The following is a 17,836-nucleotide window of genomic DNA, read 5'->3' on the forward strand; positions in this document are numbered from 1 at the left end:
ATTTTGTGCATCTAATGTTATTTTTATAGTATACTAACTCATTAACGTACTAAAGAGTTGAGAAAAGAGGAAAATACATGAAAAAGACCACTCTTGCTTTATTATTCGCTGCATTATTCTTAGTGCTGGCGGGCTGTTCGGGCAAGTCTTCTGAAGAAGATAAATCGACATCGGACACAGGTAAAGAAGGAACAAAAGAAATCATCATCGGTGTTGATGATAAATTTGCACCAATGGGGTTCCGTGATGACAAAAATAATTTAGTCGGTTTCGATATTGACATGGCAACGGCTGCGGCTGAACATATGGGAGCTACGGCGAAGTTCCAACCTATTGACTGGAAAACTAAAGAAACTGAACTTAGTAGTGGACGTATCGATTTGATTTGGAATGGTTATACGATCACTAAAGAAAGAGAAGAAAAAGTATTATTTACGAAGCCTTATTTAGATAATAACCAAGTCGTAGTCACATTAGCTGATTCTGAAGTAAATGCGATTGAAGACTTGGATGGTAAAATTGTGGGCGTGCAGGCATTATCTTCTGCTGGTCCAGCTCTCGAGAGTCATCCAATCCATGAAAAAGTGAAGAATGTCACGGAGTTCTCGGACAATGTTCTGGCATTGACTGATTTAAAAACTGGCCGTCTCGATGCGGTTGTAATTGATGAAGTCGTTATTGATTATTATATGACAACAGAAGAAGGCGTCTTTGCAAAAGTAGAGGGATCATTAGCCGTGGAAGAATACGGTGTGGGTGTGAAAAAAGGCAATGAAGAATTACTTGAAAATCTTCAAAAAGCGTTAGACACTATGAATGAAGATGGTACTGCAGCTGAAATCTCCACAGAATGGTTCGGAGAAGACAAAGTTCTTCGTTGAGATGTAGAATAAGGAATACTAACGGAAGTTGCAGTAGTGACTTCCGTTAGTATTAATATAGTAAGAGAAGTACATAAAACCTTGAATGGTTTTTTGGAGGAATTAACTAATGAGCTATGAATATTTTATGTCCATGCTGATTCCTATGCTGGAAGGAGCTAAAGCGACTGTCTTATTATTCGTAATAGCGATTGTCCTATCTATTCCACTCGGATTCCTGCTGACACTTGCCGTAAGAAGTAGTATTAAACCAATTTCTTATTTGGCGCAGACTTTTATATACGTCATGCGTGGGACCCCTTTGTTATTACAGCTATTGTTCTTTGTTTTTGGTTTACCACTTCTGCCGGTAATTGGTGAGTATTTAGTGTTTGACCGTTTTGTGGCGGCTACACTTGCGTTTATTTTGAACTATTCAGCGTACTTTGCTGAAATATTCCGTGGTGGATTACTCTCCATCGATAAAGGACAATATGAAGCTTCACAAGTACTAGGATTATCGAAATGGCAGACAACGGTGCGTGTGATTTTACCACAGATGTTCCGTGTAACATTGCCACCCATTGCGAATGAATCGGTGTCTTTAGTAAAGGATACAGCCCTTTTATACGCGGTAGCCGTTCCTGAACTGCTCCACTATGCTCAAACAGTCGTCAACAGAGATTTCACCATCATTCCGTTCTTTATTGCGGCGGGTATTTACCTGTTGATTGCTTTTGGGTTAACTGTAGTATTCAAGTATTTAGAGAGAAAGCTGCAATACGAATGAGGAGAGAAAACTATGTCTTTCATTGAAGTACGCAACTTACAGAAATCATTCGGGCCATTGGAAGTATTGAAAGATATATCGTTTGATGTTCAAAAGAATGATGTAATGGCCATTATCGGACCGTCGGGATCTGGAAAAAGTACGATGCTAAGAAGTTTGATTCAGTTAGAGCAAGTAGGTGGCGGCAGTATTGCTGTTGACGGGGATTACTTAGTTAAAGATGGCGTTTATGCAAACCCTTCTGATAGTAAGGTAATCAACTCGAAAATGGGTATGGTTTTTCAACAGTTCAACCTTTTTCCGCATTTAACGGTTAAACAGAACTTGGAGCTTGCACCTAAACTTGTGAAGAAAGAGAAAGCCAAAGATTATGGTGATAGAAGTATCGAGTTACTTGAAAAAGTTGGATTGGCTTCAAAAGCTAACGAACTACCTTCTAGACTTTCAGGTGGCCAGAAACAGCGCGTTGCGATTGCGAGGGCGTTAATGATGGATCCCGATATATTATTATTCGATGAACCGACATCCGCACTGGATCCTCAATTGACGAAAGAAGTACTAGAGGTTATGAAAAATCTAGCAGAAGAACATATGACCATGATTGTGGTGACGCATGAAATGGAATTTGCAAGCAATGTCGCGAATCATGTGATCTTCATGGACGATGGAAGGATCATTGAATCAGGTACTCCCGATGAAGTCATCAAATCCCCAAAAGAACTTCGTACGAAACTATTTTTGAATCATGAATTAAGTGAATAACAAAAAGTCATGCGATTAAAATAACCGCATGACTTTTTTATGTCTAATTTATTATTTCTCTTGGAATTATTGTAGTATATGAAAAATTTGGATGGATCGTTCATAAACTTATGTGAATTCACACAAAATATTGAATAATCCATTGACGAATAACGTAGTAAAGGGTACGATTACGTATAATTATTACCTTTTCTGAATATATCGAAAAAGTGATAGATCATAGTATAGGGGGATTTAAATGAAGAAACGTTGGATGACTTATGCAGCAGCACTATTCAGTATTGTGCTCATTTTGGCTGCATGTGGTGGAAAAGAGGAGTCATCTGATTCAGCAGCAGATGATAAAAATGATGACAAAGCAAGTACTGAAGAAAAATACACAATTGGTGTTACACAAATTGTAGAACACCCATCTTTGGATGCTGCATTTGAGGGGTTCCAAAAAGCAATTGAAGATGCAGGATTGAATGTCGAGTATGACAAACAAAATGCACAAAATGATAATAGTTCCAACTCAACGATTGCAAATAACTTAGCGGGTGCAGGAGTGGACTTGATTTTTGCTAACTCTACACCAAGTGCTCAAGCAGCAGCTAGCGCGACTCAAGATATTCCGATCATCTTCACATCTGTAACTGATGCAGTAGCTGCAGAACTTGTTGCATCTAATGGAGAACCCGGTGGTAATGTTACGGGTACAACGGATAATCATCCGGATGCAATTCCAAACACAATGAAATTCTTGAAAGAAAATTTAAGTGCAAAAAAAGTAGGAATGATCTTCAACTCAGGAGAACAAAATTCCCGTTTGCAAGTGGACCACGTGAAAGAAATTCTTAAAGATATGGATATGGAAGTTGTAGAAGCATCTGTTGCAACTTCAGCAGACGTAAAACAAGCAGCTGAATCTTTGATTGGTTCAGTAGACTCGTTTTATATCATTACGGATAACACCGTGGTATCAGCTCTTGAATCAGTTATTTCTGTTGCGAATGACAATAAGATTCCAATGATGGTTGGTGAATTCGATTCAGTGAAACGTGGCGGGCTTGGAGCGTACGGCTTTGAATACTATGATATTGGTTATGAAGCTGGTGAAATGGCAGTTAAGATTCTAAAGGGAGAAGAAACTCCTGATTCAATGCCTGTCCAGTTACCCCAAAATTTGAAATTGGTAATGAATGAAGAAACAGCAAATGCAATCGGCTTGAAGATTCAAGAAGATTGGAATGCAGAAGTTGTAGAATAAATTCAACTAGGAGATGATCTTGCATGTTTTCAGCTGTATTTGGCTCAGTTGAGCAGGGTATCATCTATGCGATCATGGCACTCGGAGTGTATCTAACATTTCGGGTGCTTGATTTTCCAGATTTAACAGTGGACGGAAGTTTTGTAACAGGTGCAGCAGTAGCAGCTACGATGATCGTTTTTGACTATCATCCACTTGTTGCAACACTTACCGCGATTGTGGTCGGCTTTTTTGCTGGATGTATAACCGGTTTATTACATACCAAAGGAAAAATTAATCCACTTTTATCCGGAATTCTCATGATGATAGCTCTTTACTCGATAAACCTTCGGATAATGGGACTGACTACCGAAAATTCAGTAGGCCGCCCAAATATTCCGCTTTTAAATTCAGAAACGATTTTTAGCAAGTTCCAAGTTTTCTGGAGTGGTCTTGGAGTTGATGAAGCAATCAACGGCTTCTTGGCGGGACTTGGTATTGAACATTTACCTTCAACTTGGGGAACATTGATTTTGATGATTTTAGTTGTGATTATTATTAAGTTTATTGCGGACTGGTTCTTGCAAACCGAAGTTGGTTTGGCAATCCGTGCGACGGGCGACAACAAAAAGATGATTCGCAGTTTCTCTGCAAATACTGATACACTCGTTATTCTCGGATTAGGAATTTCTAACGCATTAGTAGCTTTCTCGGGTTCATTGATTGCACAATACGGGAAATTTGCCGATAACGGAATGGGAATTGGTATGATTATCATCGGATTGGCATCTGTTATTATCGGTGAGGCAATCTTCGGAACAAAAACCATCTTCCGTACAACGTTAGCGGTAGTGATCGGTGCCGTGATTTACCGTATTGTACTAGGATTATCACTGCGTGTGAAAATTCTAGATTCTGGTGATATGAAATTGATCACAGCCGTTATCGTAATTGCCGCATTGATTATTCCACAAGTTCTTGAGAAAAGACGGGAAAAGAAGCGTAAAGCGAAAAGGCAAGCTGAACGGATAGCGAAGAAATCGTTACGAGGAGGTCATAGCGTTGTTGAAACTGGATCACATCAATAAAGTGTTTAATGAGTCGACTCCGGATGAAAAAGTAGCGCTGGACCAGATTAATCTGCATCTAAAGCCTGGTGATTTCGTTACAGTAATAGGCAGTAACGGTGCGGGCAAGTCAACGATGATGAATATGATCTCAGGTGCACTATCACCGGATTTCGGTTCTATTTATATCGATAATAAAGATGTTACACGTTTGGCGGAATATAAACGTTCCAAAATGATTGGACGAGTATTCCAAGATCCAATGTCAGGTACAGCACCTACTATGACGATCGAAGAAAATCTGGCAATGGCCTATTCACGTAATAGACGGCGTTCTTTGCATCGAGGAGTGGATAAGAAACGGAAGGATTTATTCCGGACGTCCCTGGAGACGTTGCACTTGAATCTTGAAGATCGAATGACGGCTAATGTAGGATTGCTGTCAGGCGGTGAGCGTCAAGCGTTGTCTTTGCTTATGGCGACCTTCACGCAACCATCTATTCTCTTACTCGACGAGCACACGGCTGCACTCGATCCATCGCGTGCGGAGCTTATTACGGACTTAACGAAGAGATTGGTTGAGAAAGATCAACTAACGACTTTGATGGTAACACATAATATGCAGCAGGCGCTTGACCTTGGAAATCGTTTGATTATGATGGATAAGGGACAGATCATCCTAGAAGTGGAAGAAGAACAGAAGAAGCACTTAACGATTGCAAAATTGATGGATGAATTTCAGCGCATACGTGGAGAACAACTTACTAGTGATGCTGCACTACTTTCTGTATAAAAGAAAGCCCCTGTTTCCGGTTTGGAAACAGGGGCCATTTTTGTATTAGGCAAGCTGTGCAATATGTTTCTTGATTTCATATACCCAATCAAACGGATCTTTTTCTTTACCGGTTTGGATATTCGTTAATGTGTTATATAGTCGAGTGGAAAGTTCACCCGTTTCACCGTTACCGATGATCATTTTATAACCGTCCCAATTCAGTTCACCGACAGGCGAAATAACAGCAGCTGTACCTGTACCGAAGACTTCTTCTAGTTCACCGCTTTCGTAAGCAGATCGGATTTCATCCATCGAGATTTTGCGCTCTGCTACGGGTACATCCCAGTGTCGTAGCAATTGCAAGATTGATTTTCGTGTAATGCCCTCGAGGATGCTGCCGTTGATTGCGGGTGTTACAACTTCACCATTTATTTTGAAGAAGATATTCATGCTTCCTACTTCTTCAACGTATTTACGCTCTGTGCTATCGAGCCATAAAACTTGTGAGTAACCTTGTTTATCTGCTGTCTCCTGCGCCTTTAAAGCGGATGCATAATTACCTGCTGTTTTGGCGCTGCCAGTTCCACCTTTTGAAGCTCGCACGAATTCATTTTCCACAAGGATTTTGACTGGGTGAATTCCTTCTTTGTAGTAAGAACCAACAGGAGACAAAATCATGTAAAATTGATATTTCTTTGCTGGTGCTACGCCTAGGAAAGCTTCAGTTGCAATGACGAATGGACGGATGTACAAAGACGTTCCTTCTAGTGTAGGAATCCAATCCTGCTCGATTTGCAATAACTGATTAAGGGCGTATAATGCGTTTTCTTCATCGATCCGCGGCATGCATAAACGGTCAAGTGAGTAATTCAAGCGCTTAAAGTTTTGATCAGGACGGAATAAACGAATAGTTCCTTCCTTGGAACGATATGCTTTCATTCCTTCAAAAACCGTTTGTCCGTAATGCAGCACGATTGCAGCAGGATCAAGTGCTAATGGAGCGTAAGGAGTAATGCGATGATTATGCCAACCTTTGCCTTCCTCATAGTCTATAATAAGCATGTGGTCCGTAAATGTCTTACCGAAAACTAAGGTGCTAGGGTCTGGCTTTTCTTTTTTATTTTGTGCAAGTTGAATTTGCATTGGTAATCTTGTCATAATCATCAAATCTCCTTAAGATGTAGAATATTCCGAATATTTAAGTCCGAATAATGTAATTATACTGCTTTTTCAAGAAAAATAAAGTAAAAAGTTTGACGAATAGTAAAACAATTTAAGAAAGGAACATGATCTTATGAAAAAAGTATTGATTATCGGCTCTGGAATCGTCGGTATTTCTGCTGCGTATCACTTATCTGGTCGACAAGCAGAAGTTGTATTGATCGATAGACAAGAGCCAGGACAGGCGACGAAAGCCGCGGCAGGAATTATTTGTCCTTGGGCATCCCAGCGGCGAAATAAAGCATGGTATGCATTGGCATCAGCTGGTGCTGCGTATTATCCTGAATTCATTCGTTCATTGGAAAACCATGGTGAGACCGATACAGGGTATAAGAAAGTAGGGGCTTTGGCGATTCACACAGATATAAAGCGTTTAGAGAAGAAAGTCGAATTACTGAATAAAAGAAAAGAACTCTCCCCCGAGATTGGTGATGTGGAATTACTAGACGCAGAGCAGACAGCAAATTATTTTCCCGTTCTGTCTAGAGAGTATTCAGCAGTTCGTATTTCAGGCGCAGCCAAAGTAGAAGGGGATAAACTTCGCGATGCATTGGAACGTATTTCAGTCAAACATGGTGTACAAAGTATAAAAGGCTCCGCCACACCTTATATAAAAGAAGGGAAAGTCTGTGGTGTCAGAGTGAATGGAGAAATTATAGAAGGCGATCAAATCATCTTGGCAGCAGGTGCATGGGCAAGTGAATTTATAAAACCTTTAGGCAAGAATTTACAAGTAGCTGGACAGAAAGCGCAAATCCTTCATTTACAATCCAATCAAAACATGTCCGGCGAATGGCCAGTCATTATGCCACCAAACACTCAGTACCTTGTACCATTTCAAGACGGAAAATTCATAGCAGGTGCGACACACGAAGATACAGACGACTTTAATATACAGCAGACAGCTGGCGGTATACTTGAAGTGTTAACGAATATTTTACCCATTGCACCTGCACTAGGCGAAGCAGAATTAACTGAAGTCCGAGTAGGTATCCGTCCGCATACACCGAATTTTATGCCGGTGATTGGCCAACTGCCAGACCACCCACAAATTTGGATTGCTAATGGTCTTGGATCATCTGGATTAACAGTCGGCCCACTTCTTGGCAAGCTTTTATCCCAGCTAGTACTAAATCAAGAAACAGGATGGGATTTAGAAAGCTACTCCATCAACCAAATAATTTCCGAAGATCATTGAATAAAGTGCGTATAATGACTATTATGAATATATAGCGATTGATCGGTCAGGGGGAAGATTCTTATGAGAAGATATGTTTCATATTCGGAGGAAGTAAAAGAAGCGATGAAATACGGCAAGCCGTTAGTCGCATTGGAATCCACAATAATTACGTATGGTATGCCATATCCGGAAAATGTAAAAGCTGCACGTGAAGTTCAGCAGATTGTGCGTGATCACGGAGCGGTTCCGGCAACTATTGCCATTATGGACGGGAAAATAAAAATAGGGCTAACCGATGAAGAACTGGAACGTTTCGGTGATAGCAAAGGTGTAGTTAAAGCGTCCAGACGCGATATTAGTTATTTGATTGCGACTAAAAAGCCGGGGGCAACAACGGTTGCTGCATCAATGTTTTTTGCGGACTTGGCGCGAATCCGCGTGTTCACGACGGGAGCAATTGGTGGCGTGCATAGAAACGTAGAACAAACGATGGATATATCTGCTGATCTAGAAGAATTCGCACGTACCAGTGTTGCGGTTGTTTGTTCTGGAGCAAAATCCATTTTGGATCTTGGCAAGACACTTGAATACTTGGAAACGAAAGGTGTACCTGTGATGGGATATCAAACGGATATTTTCCCTGCATTCTATACAAGAAGCAGTGCACATCATGTAGACTATCGAGTGGATGAAATCGATATGATGGCAGAGATGTTACGTGTTAAATGGAATCTAGGCTTGGAAGGAAGTGCGATTATCGCCAATCCTATTCCTGAAGAATATGCGATGGATCAAGAGTATATGGATGGATTGGTTTCAGATGCGCTTAAAGAAGCTGGAGAATTGGGCATTAGCGGGAAAAATCTCACACCACATATGTTAAAAAGAGTTCAGGAAATGACAGGCGGTAAAAGCCTCGAAGCCAATATCGCGTTGGTGAAGTCAAACGCAGAACTAGCTGCAAAATTGGCAGTGAGTTTTAACGGTAATTAATAGGGATAGGTTGTGTAGCATTGAAAGTAGTATCTTGGAACGTGAATGGTATTAGAGCATGTGTGAAAAAAGGATTCAGTGACTTTTTTGAACATGCACAAGCAGATATATTTTGTGTCCAGGAGATCAAATGCCAAGAAGGACAAATCGATCTTTCTTTCGATGGCTATGAATCTTACTGGAACTATGCAGAGAAAAAAGGATATTCCGGTACAGCGGTGTTTACGAAAAAAACGCCTCTATCTGTACGCTATGGATTGAATGATCTAGATCACGAAGCAGAAGGACGAGTGCTGACGCTAGAATTTGAAGAGTTCTTTCTCGTCAATTGTTATACACCTAATTCGCAACGGGACTTGGCACGATTATCATTTCGATTGGCATGGGAAGATGAATTACTCGAGCATTTACAGTCGCTTGATGCCATCAAGCCAGTCATCTATTGCGGAGATTTAAACGTAGCGCATGAAGAAATTGATATTCGTAACGTGAAATCAAACATTGGTAATTCAGGGTTCACGAATGAAGAACGTGGAAAAATGACACGGCTATTAGATACGGGATTCATTGATACATTTCGCTTTATGAATCCGGATCTCGAAGGAAGTTATACGTGGTGGTCTTATATGCGCGACGTACGTGCACGAAATATCGGCTGGCGGATTGATTATATTATCATTTCAGAACGCCTTCAGTCAGCTTTAGAAGCGACAGCCATTCATTCAGAAATCATGGGCAGTGATCATTGTCCAATTTCTGCAGAGTTAGAAATATACTAATTAGAGCCAGTGCATCTGAAATTAACCTGTTTAGTTGGAGGATACTGAAGCTGTAAAATAAAAATCGCAACACAAGTCAAACTTGTGTTGCGATTTTTTGATTAAATCAATTCTAGTTGCTTGGAAAAAATTAAATGAAAAGAGTGTCATATGATTTTATCCTCGGAGTAGACAGCGATAAGTAAGACAGCTACATCTTCTCCGATGTTTTTTACAAAGTGAGGCACACTAGCATTCCAACTGAATGAATCGCCTTCTTTTGCAATGACAGAATCTTCGCCTTGTTCAGCAAGGACCGTGCCTTTAAGTACGACATGGCTTTCTTCACCTTCGTGGGCAATCGCTTGACCAGTCGATGTACCGGGGGGTAATTCAACGTGCATCATGCGAAGGCCGCTTTGAGTAGAAATATGTTCAATTTTTATGCCGTTAAACGTTGTATATACCCGATCGGCTTTCCTAATGACTTTCATATGCTTCTTTTTTTCTAGCAGCAAATAGGGTAGAGGAACGTCCAGGAAGCTGGCGATTTCTTGCAACGTATTTAGGGAGGGGGATGCGTTATCGTTTTCGATGTTGCTTATGAACCCTTTTGAGAGTCCAATTTGTTCGCTCATCTGGGCAATTGTTATTTTCTTTCTCTTCCGTATATCTCGTATTTTCGAGCCGATTTTCACTCTAATCCCTCCAAGAATATTGTTGTTTGACTATATGATAACACACATAAATTGACGCGAACTTTCGCATGATGTTATCCTATAGAGAATTAATATTCACCTAGTGATACTTATTATTGGATTATATACTAATAATAAAACTATTGATGTTTTTCACGAACATATATGCAGTTTTAAAAAGTAAAATAATCCTAGGAATATAGTAATATTTGAGAAAGGAGGAGAAGTTTATTAGTCAGATATTTAGCTATGCGGATTGAAAGAGCTGTTAAAATATTTGAACATTCCATTGGGACTCTAGCTATGTTTTGGTTTCTTAGGTTCTGTAAACTGTAATTTCTACTGGAAATCAATTGAAAGCGAAGGTTAATTATTTTTACAAACAGTGTTCACCTATATAGAAATAATAATCTTTTGGTACATAAAATTTGGGATGATGACACAACGGATTTTTATGCGCTTCGAAGCCCGGAACACAATGACTTTGGAATGAATAATGCATTGATTTTCTTAATACACAGAGTATATTTTCTTCTTATCCACTAACAGGAAACGATCTGTTTGTTATAAGTCTAAGAAGATCATTAGAATAGCAGCTTATTTATGATCGTAGGATACGCTAAGCCTCATTGGGATATGGATGACAGAGCTACAAAGGCATTAGTAAGCTCAATTGAAGATTATCAGGTGGTCACATTTCTAATGGGAATTATATTGATGTGAACACGTTGTGAAATAATGTAACTGAATTAAGTAATAAAATTTAGGAGGAAATGAAGATGAAGAAATTAGAGATAAGCATATTTTTATTAAGAATAATGTTAGGGATTAGTTTTTTTTACATGGGTTCGTTAAATTTCAAGATGGAATAGGAAATACGGCAGGATGGTTTGATAGTATAGGAATTCCAGGGTTTTTAGCATACTTTGTAGGAGCTGTGGAACTAATAGGTGGAATGGCACTCATTTTAGGCGTAGGGACGAGAGTTGTTTCTGCATTGCTAGCTATAATCATGGTTGGTGCAATTCTAAAGGTTAAACTTACCGCTGGATTCTTAGGCACGGGGGAAAAGGTTGGCTATGAACTAGATCTTGTGCTTTTAGTAATCGCCATATTTTTAACCATAAATGGAAGTAAGATTTGGGCAGTTGATCAAGCTATATTTAATAGAAAAAAGAAAAATTCATATCACGAACAGTAAGAAACAATACTAGATAGAAGAGAGGCTGATTGCAAAAATGAAAAACTTTCATCAAAGTCCTAATATATTTGTTGGACAGGTTAATATAAATGTAACAAATCTTAATTCATCGCTTGAATTTTACCAAAAGGTTATAGGATTTCAAATATTGGAGCAAACAGATCGAAAAGCCGTTTTAACAGCGGATGGTAAAATAGGATTATTAACAATTGAACAACCGGTTGATGTACTACCAAAGGAAAAAGGGAAAACCGGTTTATTTCACTTTGCACTTTTATTACCAACACGGGCTGACTTATCTGTCTTTTTACGCCATTTATCTGAGACAGGCTTTCGATTCGCAGCATCAGATCATCTTGTAAGTGAAGCTCTATACATTACAGATCCAGACGGAAATGGCATTGAAGTGTATATAGATCGGCCAGCTATCGAATGGACCTGGTCTAATGGGGAAGTCAAGATGGTTTCTGACCCATTAGATGTAGAAAGTCTATTAGCAGTAAGTGATATGGATTGGGATGGGTTGCCTGCTGACACGGTTATGGGGCATGTTCATATGCATGTGGCCGATCTTCAGAAAGCAGAGGAGTTTTACACGAAGGGACTTGGTTTTACAGTTGTGAGTCATTATCCTCAAGCTGTTTTCATTTCAACCGGTGACTATCATCATCATATCGCCTTGAATACATGGCAAGGAGTAGGTGCTTCGAAGCCACGAGAAAATAGCGTCGGTATAAATTGGTATACTCTTACTTTTCCAAATGAAGAAGCAATAGCAAAGGTTATTGAACAATTACAGTATCTAGGCGCTTCGTATGTAGTTGAAGATGGATTGTTTGTCATAGAAGATCCATCAGGAAATAAAATTCAATTAACCGTGTAAATTCGTTCCAGTTATTCTTTCTAAAACGGTGTAATAGCTGAAGTTCCACTAATTTCATGTACATATTTCGTGGTTCTGTTCTATTGACATAGTCACCATTCCTGATCGATATAAGCACTTTTCCATGCTAACGAATTGCTTCATAAGTATCACGTGCACTCAACATGATAAAGTATGAATCTGCTCCAATATGTACCTTGTTAATCTGTAGGATTTGCCATAATAAAATACACGAAAAGTTAGATATCACTCTAGCTTGTAGAGTGCACATTATTATTGGATCATCTATTTATGAGTTAACATAATTTATTAATGAGTTTTAGTTATACATTGGCAGTGCAAAAACAGCAAACAACTGCCTGTTATTTGGATTGCTAACAAGCTATTTAAAACTGCTGGCTTTTTATACTCTAGGTTTATACACTGGTTAAACGAAGAACCCCAATTCGTATGAATTGGGGTTCTTCGTTTAATTATTGAAATGCGTTTTTATAATAGTGAACTAAAGAGCGTAACCCCAAATGTATTCTCACTTTTTTATGATGCATTCTGTTTTGGTTCAAGCGAAATATAACGTTTCTTACCTGCGTACATACCACTGATAAATAGTATAGTTGCAACAACTATGAAGGTATAAAGTGGTGCCGTCCATGAACCTGTAAAGTCATGAAGCATACCAAACAGTACAGGACCTACGGACGCGAGTAAGTATCCGATCGACTGCGCCATTCCGGAAATTGAAGCCGCTTGGTCTGGTGTGTTGGTACGTAAAGTGAAGAACATCATAGCGAGTCCAAATGCCGAACCGCCTCCAAGACCAATGAAAATCATCCAAAGTGCAGTCAGGCTTTCGCTTCCGAACTGTACACCACCGTAGCCAATTAAATAACAAGCGAAAACAGCTACGACAAGGATACGTTGATCACGTACTTTATCAGCAACCACCGGTATGATAAACATCATAGGCAATTGTGCGAGCTGGACAAGCGCTAACATCCATCCAGCAGCATCAGCGGTCATACCATTCGTTTGCAACACAACGGGAATCCATGATGCTGTCGTATAAAATAAGAACGACTGCAGTCCCATGAAAATCGTGATGCTCCAAGCTAGTGGTGAGCGCCAAATAGGAAGAGCTGGTTTCGACTTTGTGTTTTTCTGAACTGTTTTGATGACTTCTTTCTTTTTTCGAATTTGTGGAATCCATACTATAATCGCTAGTAATGTAATGACTCCCCAAATCCCAAGTGCGCCTTGCCAACCATACACTGTTTCATTGGCAATGGGAGAAGCGATACCAGAAGCAAGTGTTGCAGATATACTCATAGACACGGAGTACAATCCCGTCATCAATCCGATATGTAAAGGGAAGCTCAGTTTAAGAAGACTTGGCAATAGGACGTTTGCAAATGCGATTCCTACTCCAATTAAAAATGTACCGATTAGTAGCAATGTGCTAGTACCGACCGAACGCATGATGATCCCTAGTAATAAAATAATCATTGCATAGAAAAGCGTTCTAGACATGCCAAATCGTTTTGCAATCCTTGGTGTAAAAGGTGATACAATAGCAAATGCCAGTAGCGGTATGGTTGTTAGAAATCCTGCTAACGAGTTAGAAATTTGCAGTTGATCACGAATGTTACTGATAATAGGCCCTACAGATGTTAGTGGGGAACGGATAGTAGCGGCTAAAAATAAAATACCTGCTAATAATACCCACTGACTCTTAGGGAAATGTAAATGTTTACTTGGTCGTTCTTTTTCCATTGTGAAGCCTCCTGTATTCCTTGAAGATTGTTCTGAGAAGTATGTAGTCGTAGCAGCAGAAAAGAGATTCCTTTGTGGAGTACTTACTCATAGTCTTTGTAAATGTTATCACACCGATGCTGATTTTATTAGGAATTGGTGTTGTTTTACAAATAAAGTTTACTTTTAATGTTAAGGCATTAGGCAATATTCTGACATATTGTTTGATACCTGCCGCCGTATTCATGAACTTATATCATACCGTTATTGATGTAGAAATCTTACTTGACGTATTAATGTTTGTTGTATTATTCACGACCACTTTAATAATTACTGGTCATTTATTCAGTAAAATATTGCGTCTAAATCGCCAGCAAACCGCCGTAATGAAGAATAGTATCGTGCTAATCAACTCAGGAAACTATGGATTACCTGTCAGTCAGCTAGTCTTTCATGCGAATCCGCTTGGTGTATCGATTCAGATCGTTTTGATCGTCTATCAGAACTTACTGACGTATTCATATGGATTGTATAATCTCGTATCTTCCACGCAGTCGGGAAGAGACATTGCAAAACAGTTTCTTCGCATGCCGATTATCCATGCTTTGTGGCTAGGTGCTTTGCTTAACTTGGCCGATATCCAGTTGCCGCAGTTTATCGAGCTACCGATCGGTCATTTATCGGATGCTTTTATCGCCATCGCACTCATCACACTTGGCGCACAGTTAGCACAGATTAAAGTGAAGACACTTTGGAATCGTTTGATCTACCTTAGCGCTATCGGCCGACTCATCATCTCCCCAGCCGTTGCGTTGCTGTTGATCTTACTGTTAAAAATAGACGGGGTCACAGCTCAGTCACTGTGGATCGCCAGTTCGTTTCCAACATCGAGAAATAGCTCAACACTAGCATTGGAATACGACGTAGAGTCCGAGCTAGCAGCCCAAATCGTCCTATTCAACACCGTAGCCAGCAGCTTCACAGTAGGCGTAGTAATTTATCTATCATCTATTTTGTTTTAATCAACGTATGAGAGAATGGTCATTGTATTTGGGTGGGGATTGGTACTTCGGAGGGGACGCTTTCCGGAGGGCGGGCGGTGAACCACACCCCTTCGCTTCGCTCGCTGGGTGTTTCACCTGTCCCGCTGACCCTCTCGGAGTCGCCCCTCCTACGCACCAATCCCTTGCAGTGTGAGTGGAAGATAATTTTTGTTGCTCAGTAAAGTAAATGTTGTAATACATATTTGAACTTCAGTACTTAATTAAAATAAGTAAAGACAAAACAATAATTCACACACCATCGACAGTAAGTGTTCTTGGTCCTTCCATCCCCTTGTACTCACTATTAACTCACTTTGCAAATAACGTTTATTCCAAATAAATCCAACTTCTTGTCAAGAATATGTCCACATGCTTGTGAGGTGAAAGCTAGCAAGCAAATCGTCAAATATTCGTATTGAAAAAATGTCGAATCGTGCTATACTGTTAGCATTCAGTTAAATAAGACTCATATAATCACGGGGATATGGCCCGTAAGTTTCTACCGGTCTACCGAAAATAGACCGCCTATGGGGAGAATGAAAAGCAGCTTTCTTTGTCGTTCGACAAGAAATTGCTTTTTCATTTTTAAAAGCGTACATGCCGCTCTCTCATAGTTGTTATATGGGAGTATGGCATATACGCTTTTTTTATTCGGAAAAATGAAGGGAGCATAACAGCGTGGAGTTGCTAAAAAACAAGATTCGACAAGAAGGTAAAGTATTATCAGAAGAGGTATTGAAAGTGGATTCGTTTTTGAATCATCAAATCGATCCATTATTGATGCAGGAAATCGGGAAAGAGTTTGTAAGCCGATTTAGCGATCAAAACATCACAAAAATCATCACGATTGAATCTTCAGGTATTGCTCCAGCGACGATGGCAGGAATGATATTAGGCGTTCCGGTAGTATTTGCCAGAAAACGTAAATCTCTTACATTGACGGATCACCTCTACTCCGCGGAAGTGTATTCTTTCACGAAGAAGGAATCGAATGATATTTCAGTTTCGAAAGATTTTATATCAAGTGAAGATACGGTATTGCTAATTGACGATTTCCTTGCAAACGGACAAGCCGCGCTTGGATTAATAGATATCGCAAAACAGGCAGATGCAACGATCGCAGGTGTTGGAATTGTCATTGAAAAATGCTTCCAACCGGGTGGAGATTTAATCCGAAAAGAAGGCGTGCGTTTAGAGTCGTTGGCTGAGCTTCAGTCATTACAAAATGGTCAAGTCCAGTTTGTTGGGGAGGAAACGGAACGATGAAAACTACGCTGCTAGGTTTTCAGCATTTACTAGCTATGTATGCAGGCGCAGTATTGGTTCCACTCATTGTCGGAAATGCGATTGGTTTAACTCCGACACAATTGACGTATCTAGTTTCAATTGACATTCTAATGTGCGGGATCGCGACAATATTACAGATTTCACGTAATAAATATTTCGGTATCGGTCTACCTGTAGTTCTTGGTTGTACGTTCACAGCAGTAGGTCCGATGATTTTGATAGGTAATGATTACGGTATTTCAGCTATTTACGGTGCAGTCATTGCATCGGGTGCAATTATTTTCTTCATCAGTCGTTTCTTTGGAAGTCTTGTGAAGTTCTTCCCTCCAATCGTCACGGGTTCTGTTGTGACAATCATTGGCCTTACGCTAATTCCGGTCGCTATCACGAATATGGGTGGCGGACAAGGGGTTGAAGATTTTGGCTCAATGATCAATATTGGTTTATCATTTGGAACATTATTGTTCATTATTTTGATGTTCCGCTTCACTACAGGATTCTTACAATCTATAGCCATTCTAATGGGATTGGTTGTAGGTACAGTGGCTGCTGTAATGCTTGGTATGGTAGACTTTTCAAATGTCCAAGAAGCATCGTACGTTCATATTGTTACACCATTCTTTTTAGCGACACCTACTTTCCACTTGTTGCCGATTGTGATCATGACTTTGGTTGCGATGGTTTCACTTGTAGAATCAACGGGGGTATACTTCGCGCTTGGTGACATTTGTGAGCAAGAAATCGATCAGAAGATGTTAGAAAAAGGATATCGTGCAGAAGGATTGGCTTCTGTTATAGGCGGTATCTTTAACGCATTTCCATACACGACATTTTCTCAAAATGTTGGCTTAATGCAGTTATCAGGTGTGAAATCACGTCGAGTAGTATTCGTTACTGCAATTATGTTGATTTCCTTAGGCTTCTTGCCGAAAGTAGCAGCTTTAGCAACGATCATTCCACCAGCCGTTCTTGGTGGAGCAATGGTAGCAATGTTCGGAATGGTTGTTTCACAAGGTATTAAAATGTTAATTCCTGTTATCTCAAAAACTCAGGATAATGCAATGATCGTTGCATGTTCAGTCGGACTCGGTCTAGGAGTTGCAGCAGTGCCTGACCTATTCCAACAACTGCCTAAAAACGTGCAAATCTTAACGAATAATGGAATTGTGCTAGGAAGTATCATGGCTATATTCTTGAATATCATTTTTAATATGATTCCTTCAAAGAAAAAACAAATGGCTAAACTGGTAAATGAAGCAAAAGCTATGCCGCTTAGCATAAAAGAAGGACCTTCTTCGGTCTTAGTAAGTACAGCGGATCATAAATAAGAAAAGAGCGACT

At 39.8% G+C, this 17,836-nt stretch carries 17 protein-coding genes and 1 riboswitch; of the genes, 14 read left to right on the top strand and 3 right to left on the bottom strand.

Features of this window, described 5'->3' with window-relative positions; genetic code table 11:
* The first annotated feature begins 77 nt into the window (after positions 1–77).
* From CSV76_RS01495 to CSV76_RS01520, 6 genes are all read left to right on the top strand, one after another.
* Positions 78–881 (top strand): amino acid ABC transporter substrate-binding protein, encoded by an 804-nt coding sequence (locus tag CSV76_RS01495; protein WP_085428742.1) that lies wholly within the window; start codon positions 78–80, stop codon positions 879–881.
* Positions 882–990: 109 nt separating this feature from the next.
* Positions 991–1,650: an amino acid ABC transporter permease gene (locus tag CSV76_RS01500; RefSeq protein WP_085428743.1), complete on the top strand. Its 660-nt coding sequence runs from the start codon at positions 991–993 to the stop codon at positions 1,648–1,650.
* A gap of 12 nt (positions 1,651–1,662) precedes the next feature.
* Positions 1,663–2,412 carry an amino acid ABC transporter ATP-binding protein gene (locus CSV76_RS01505; protein WP_085428744.1) on the top strand — a complete coding sequence of 250 codons (750 nt, stop codon included), beginning with the start codon at positions 1,663–1,665 and terminating at the stop codon, positions 2,410–2,412.
* 238 nt (positions 2,413–2,650) lie between these two features.
* Positions 2,651–3,661, top strand: a complete 1,011-nt coding sequence (locus CSV76_RS01510) for an ABC transporter substrate-binding protein (protein WP_099624550.1) — start codon at positions 2,651–2,653, stop codon at positions 3,659–3,661.
* Positions 3,662–3,684: 23 nt separating this feature from the next.
* Entirely contained in the window at positions 3,685–4,728 is a 1,044-nt protein-coding gene (locus CSV76_RS01515) for an ABC transporter permease (RefSeq protein WP_085428746.1), read from the top strand.
* The gene (locus CSV76_RS01520) at positions 4,703–5,500 is read left to right on the top strand and encodes an ABC transporter ATP-binding protein (RefSeq protein WP_085428747.1); all 798 of its coding nucleotides are present in this window, start codon (positions 4,703–4,705) and stop codon (positions 5,498–5,500) included. The genes CSV76_RS01515 and CSV76_RS01520 overlap by 26 nt, the downstream gene beginning before the upstream one ends.
* 45 nt (positions 5,501–5,545) lie before the next feature.
* Here CSV76_RS01520 and CSV76_RS01525 read toward each other — a convergent pair whose 3' ends face one another.
* On the bottom strand, positions 5,546–6,646 hold the full coding sequence (locus CSV76_RS01525) for a branched-chain amino acid aminotransferase (RefSeq protein WP_369823266.1): 1,101 nt from the start codon (positions 6,644–6,646) through the stop codon (positions 5,546–5,548).
* Between the two features lie 130 nt (positions 6,647–6,776).
* Here CSV76_RS01525 and CSV76_RS01530 point away from each other — a divergent pair, with 130 nt between their 5' ends.
* From CSV76_RS01530 to CSV76_RS01540, 3 genes are all read left to right on the top strand, one after another.
* A complete protein-coding gene (locus CSV76_RS01530; protein WP_099624551.1) occupies positions 6,777–7,901 on the top strand; it encodes an NAD(P)/FAD-dependent oxidoreductase in 1,125 nt (374 codons plus the stop codon).
* 63 nt (positions 7,902–7,964) lie between these two features.
* A complete protein-coding gene (locus CSV76_RS01535; protein WP_085428750.1) occupies positions 7,965–8,876 on the top strand; it encodes a pseudouridine-5'-phosphate glycosidase in 912 nt (303 codons plus the stop codon).
* A gap of 20 nt (positions 8,877–8,896) precedes the next feature.
* Entirely contained in the window at positions 8,897–9,655 is a 759-nt protein-coding gene (locus CSV76_RS01540) for an exodeoxyribonuclease III (protein ID WP_099624552.1), read from the top strand.
* Between the two features lie 146 nt (positions 9,656–9,801).
* Here the strand turns inward: CSV76_RS01540 and CSV76_RS01545 are convergent, their stop codons facing one another.
* On the bottom strand, positions 9,802–10,332 hold the full coding sequence (locus CSV76_RS01545) for a helix-turn-helix domain-containing protein (RefSeq protein WP_085428752.1): 531 nt from the start codon (positions 10,330–10,332) through the stop codon (positions 9,802–9,804).
* Positions 10,333–11,200: 868 nt separating this feature from the next.
* Between CSV76_RS01545 and CSV76_RS01550 the strand changes: the two genes are divergently transcribed.
* Together CSV76_RS01550 and CSV76_RS01555 are read left to right on the top strand one after the other, a co-directional pair.
* Positions 11,201–11,533, top strand: coding sequence for a DoxX family protein (locus CSV76_RS01550; RefSeq protein WP_369823272.1), 333 nt, complete (start codon positions 11,201–11,203; stop codon positions 11,531–11,533).
* A 37-nt stretch (positions 11,534–11,570) separates the two neighbouring features.
* Entirely contained in the window at positions 11,571–12,416 is an 846-nt protein-coding gene (locus tag CSV76_RS01555; RefSeq protein WP_085428754.1) for a VOC family protein, read from the top strand.
* A gap of 537 nt (positions 12,417–12,953) precedes the next feature.
* Here CSV76_RS01555 and CSV76_RS01560 read toward each other — a convergent pair.
* Positions 12,954–14,186 carry a CynX/NimT family MFS transporter gene (locus tag CSV76_RS01560; protein WP_099624553.1) on the bottom strand — a complete coding sequence of 411 codons (1,233 nt, stop codon included), beginning with the start codon at positions 14,184–14,186 and terminating at the stop codon, positions 12,954–12,956.
* A gap of 74 nt (positions 14,187–14,260) precedes the next feature.
* Here CSV76_RS01560 and CSV76_RS01565 point away from each other — a divergent pair, with 74 nt between their 5' ends.
* The 3 genes from CSV76_RS01565 to CSV76_RS01575 all read left to right on the top strand — a co-directional run bounded on the left by CSV76_RS01565 (position 14,261) and on the right by CSV76_RS01575 (position 17,823).
* Entirely contained in the window at positions 14,261–15,187 is a 927-nt protein-coding gene (locus tag CSV76_RS01565) for an AEC family transporter (protein WP_085428756.1), read from the top strand.
* A gap of 467 nt (positions 15,188–15,654) precedes the next feature.
* Positions 15,655–15,756: riboswitch (purine riboswitch) on the top strand.
* Positions 15,757–15,886: 130 nt separating this feature from the next.
* The gene (locus CSV76_RS01570) at positions 15,887–16,474 is read left to right on the top strand and encodes a xanthine phosphoribosyltransferase (RefSeq protein ID WP_099624554.1); all 588 of its coding nucleotides are present in this window, start codon (positions 15,887–15,889) and stop codon (positions 16,472–16,474) included.
* Complete coding sequence (locus CSV76_RS01575) at positions 16,471–17,823, top strand: nucleobase:cation symporter-2 family protein (protein ID WP_099624555.1); 1,353 nt, start codon at positions 16,471–16,473, stop codon at positions 17,821–17,823. The genes CSV76_RS01570 and CSV76_RS01575 overlap by 4 nt, the downstream gene beginning before the upstream one ends.
* The last annotated feature ends 13 nt before the right edge of the window (positions 17,824–17,836 follow it).

Source organism: Sporosarcina sp. P17b (genome assembly GCF_002743115.1).
In the GTDB taxonomy this organism is placed as follows: domain Bacteria; phylum Bacillota; class Bacilli; order Bacillales_A; family Planococcaceae; genus Sporosarcina; species Sporosarcina ureae_C.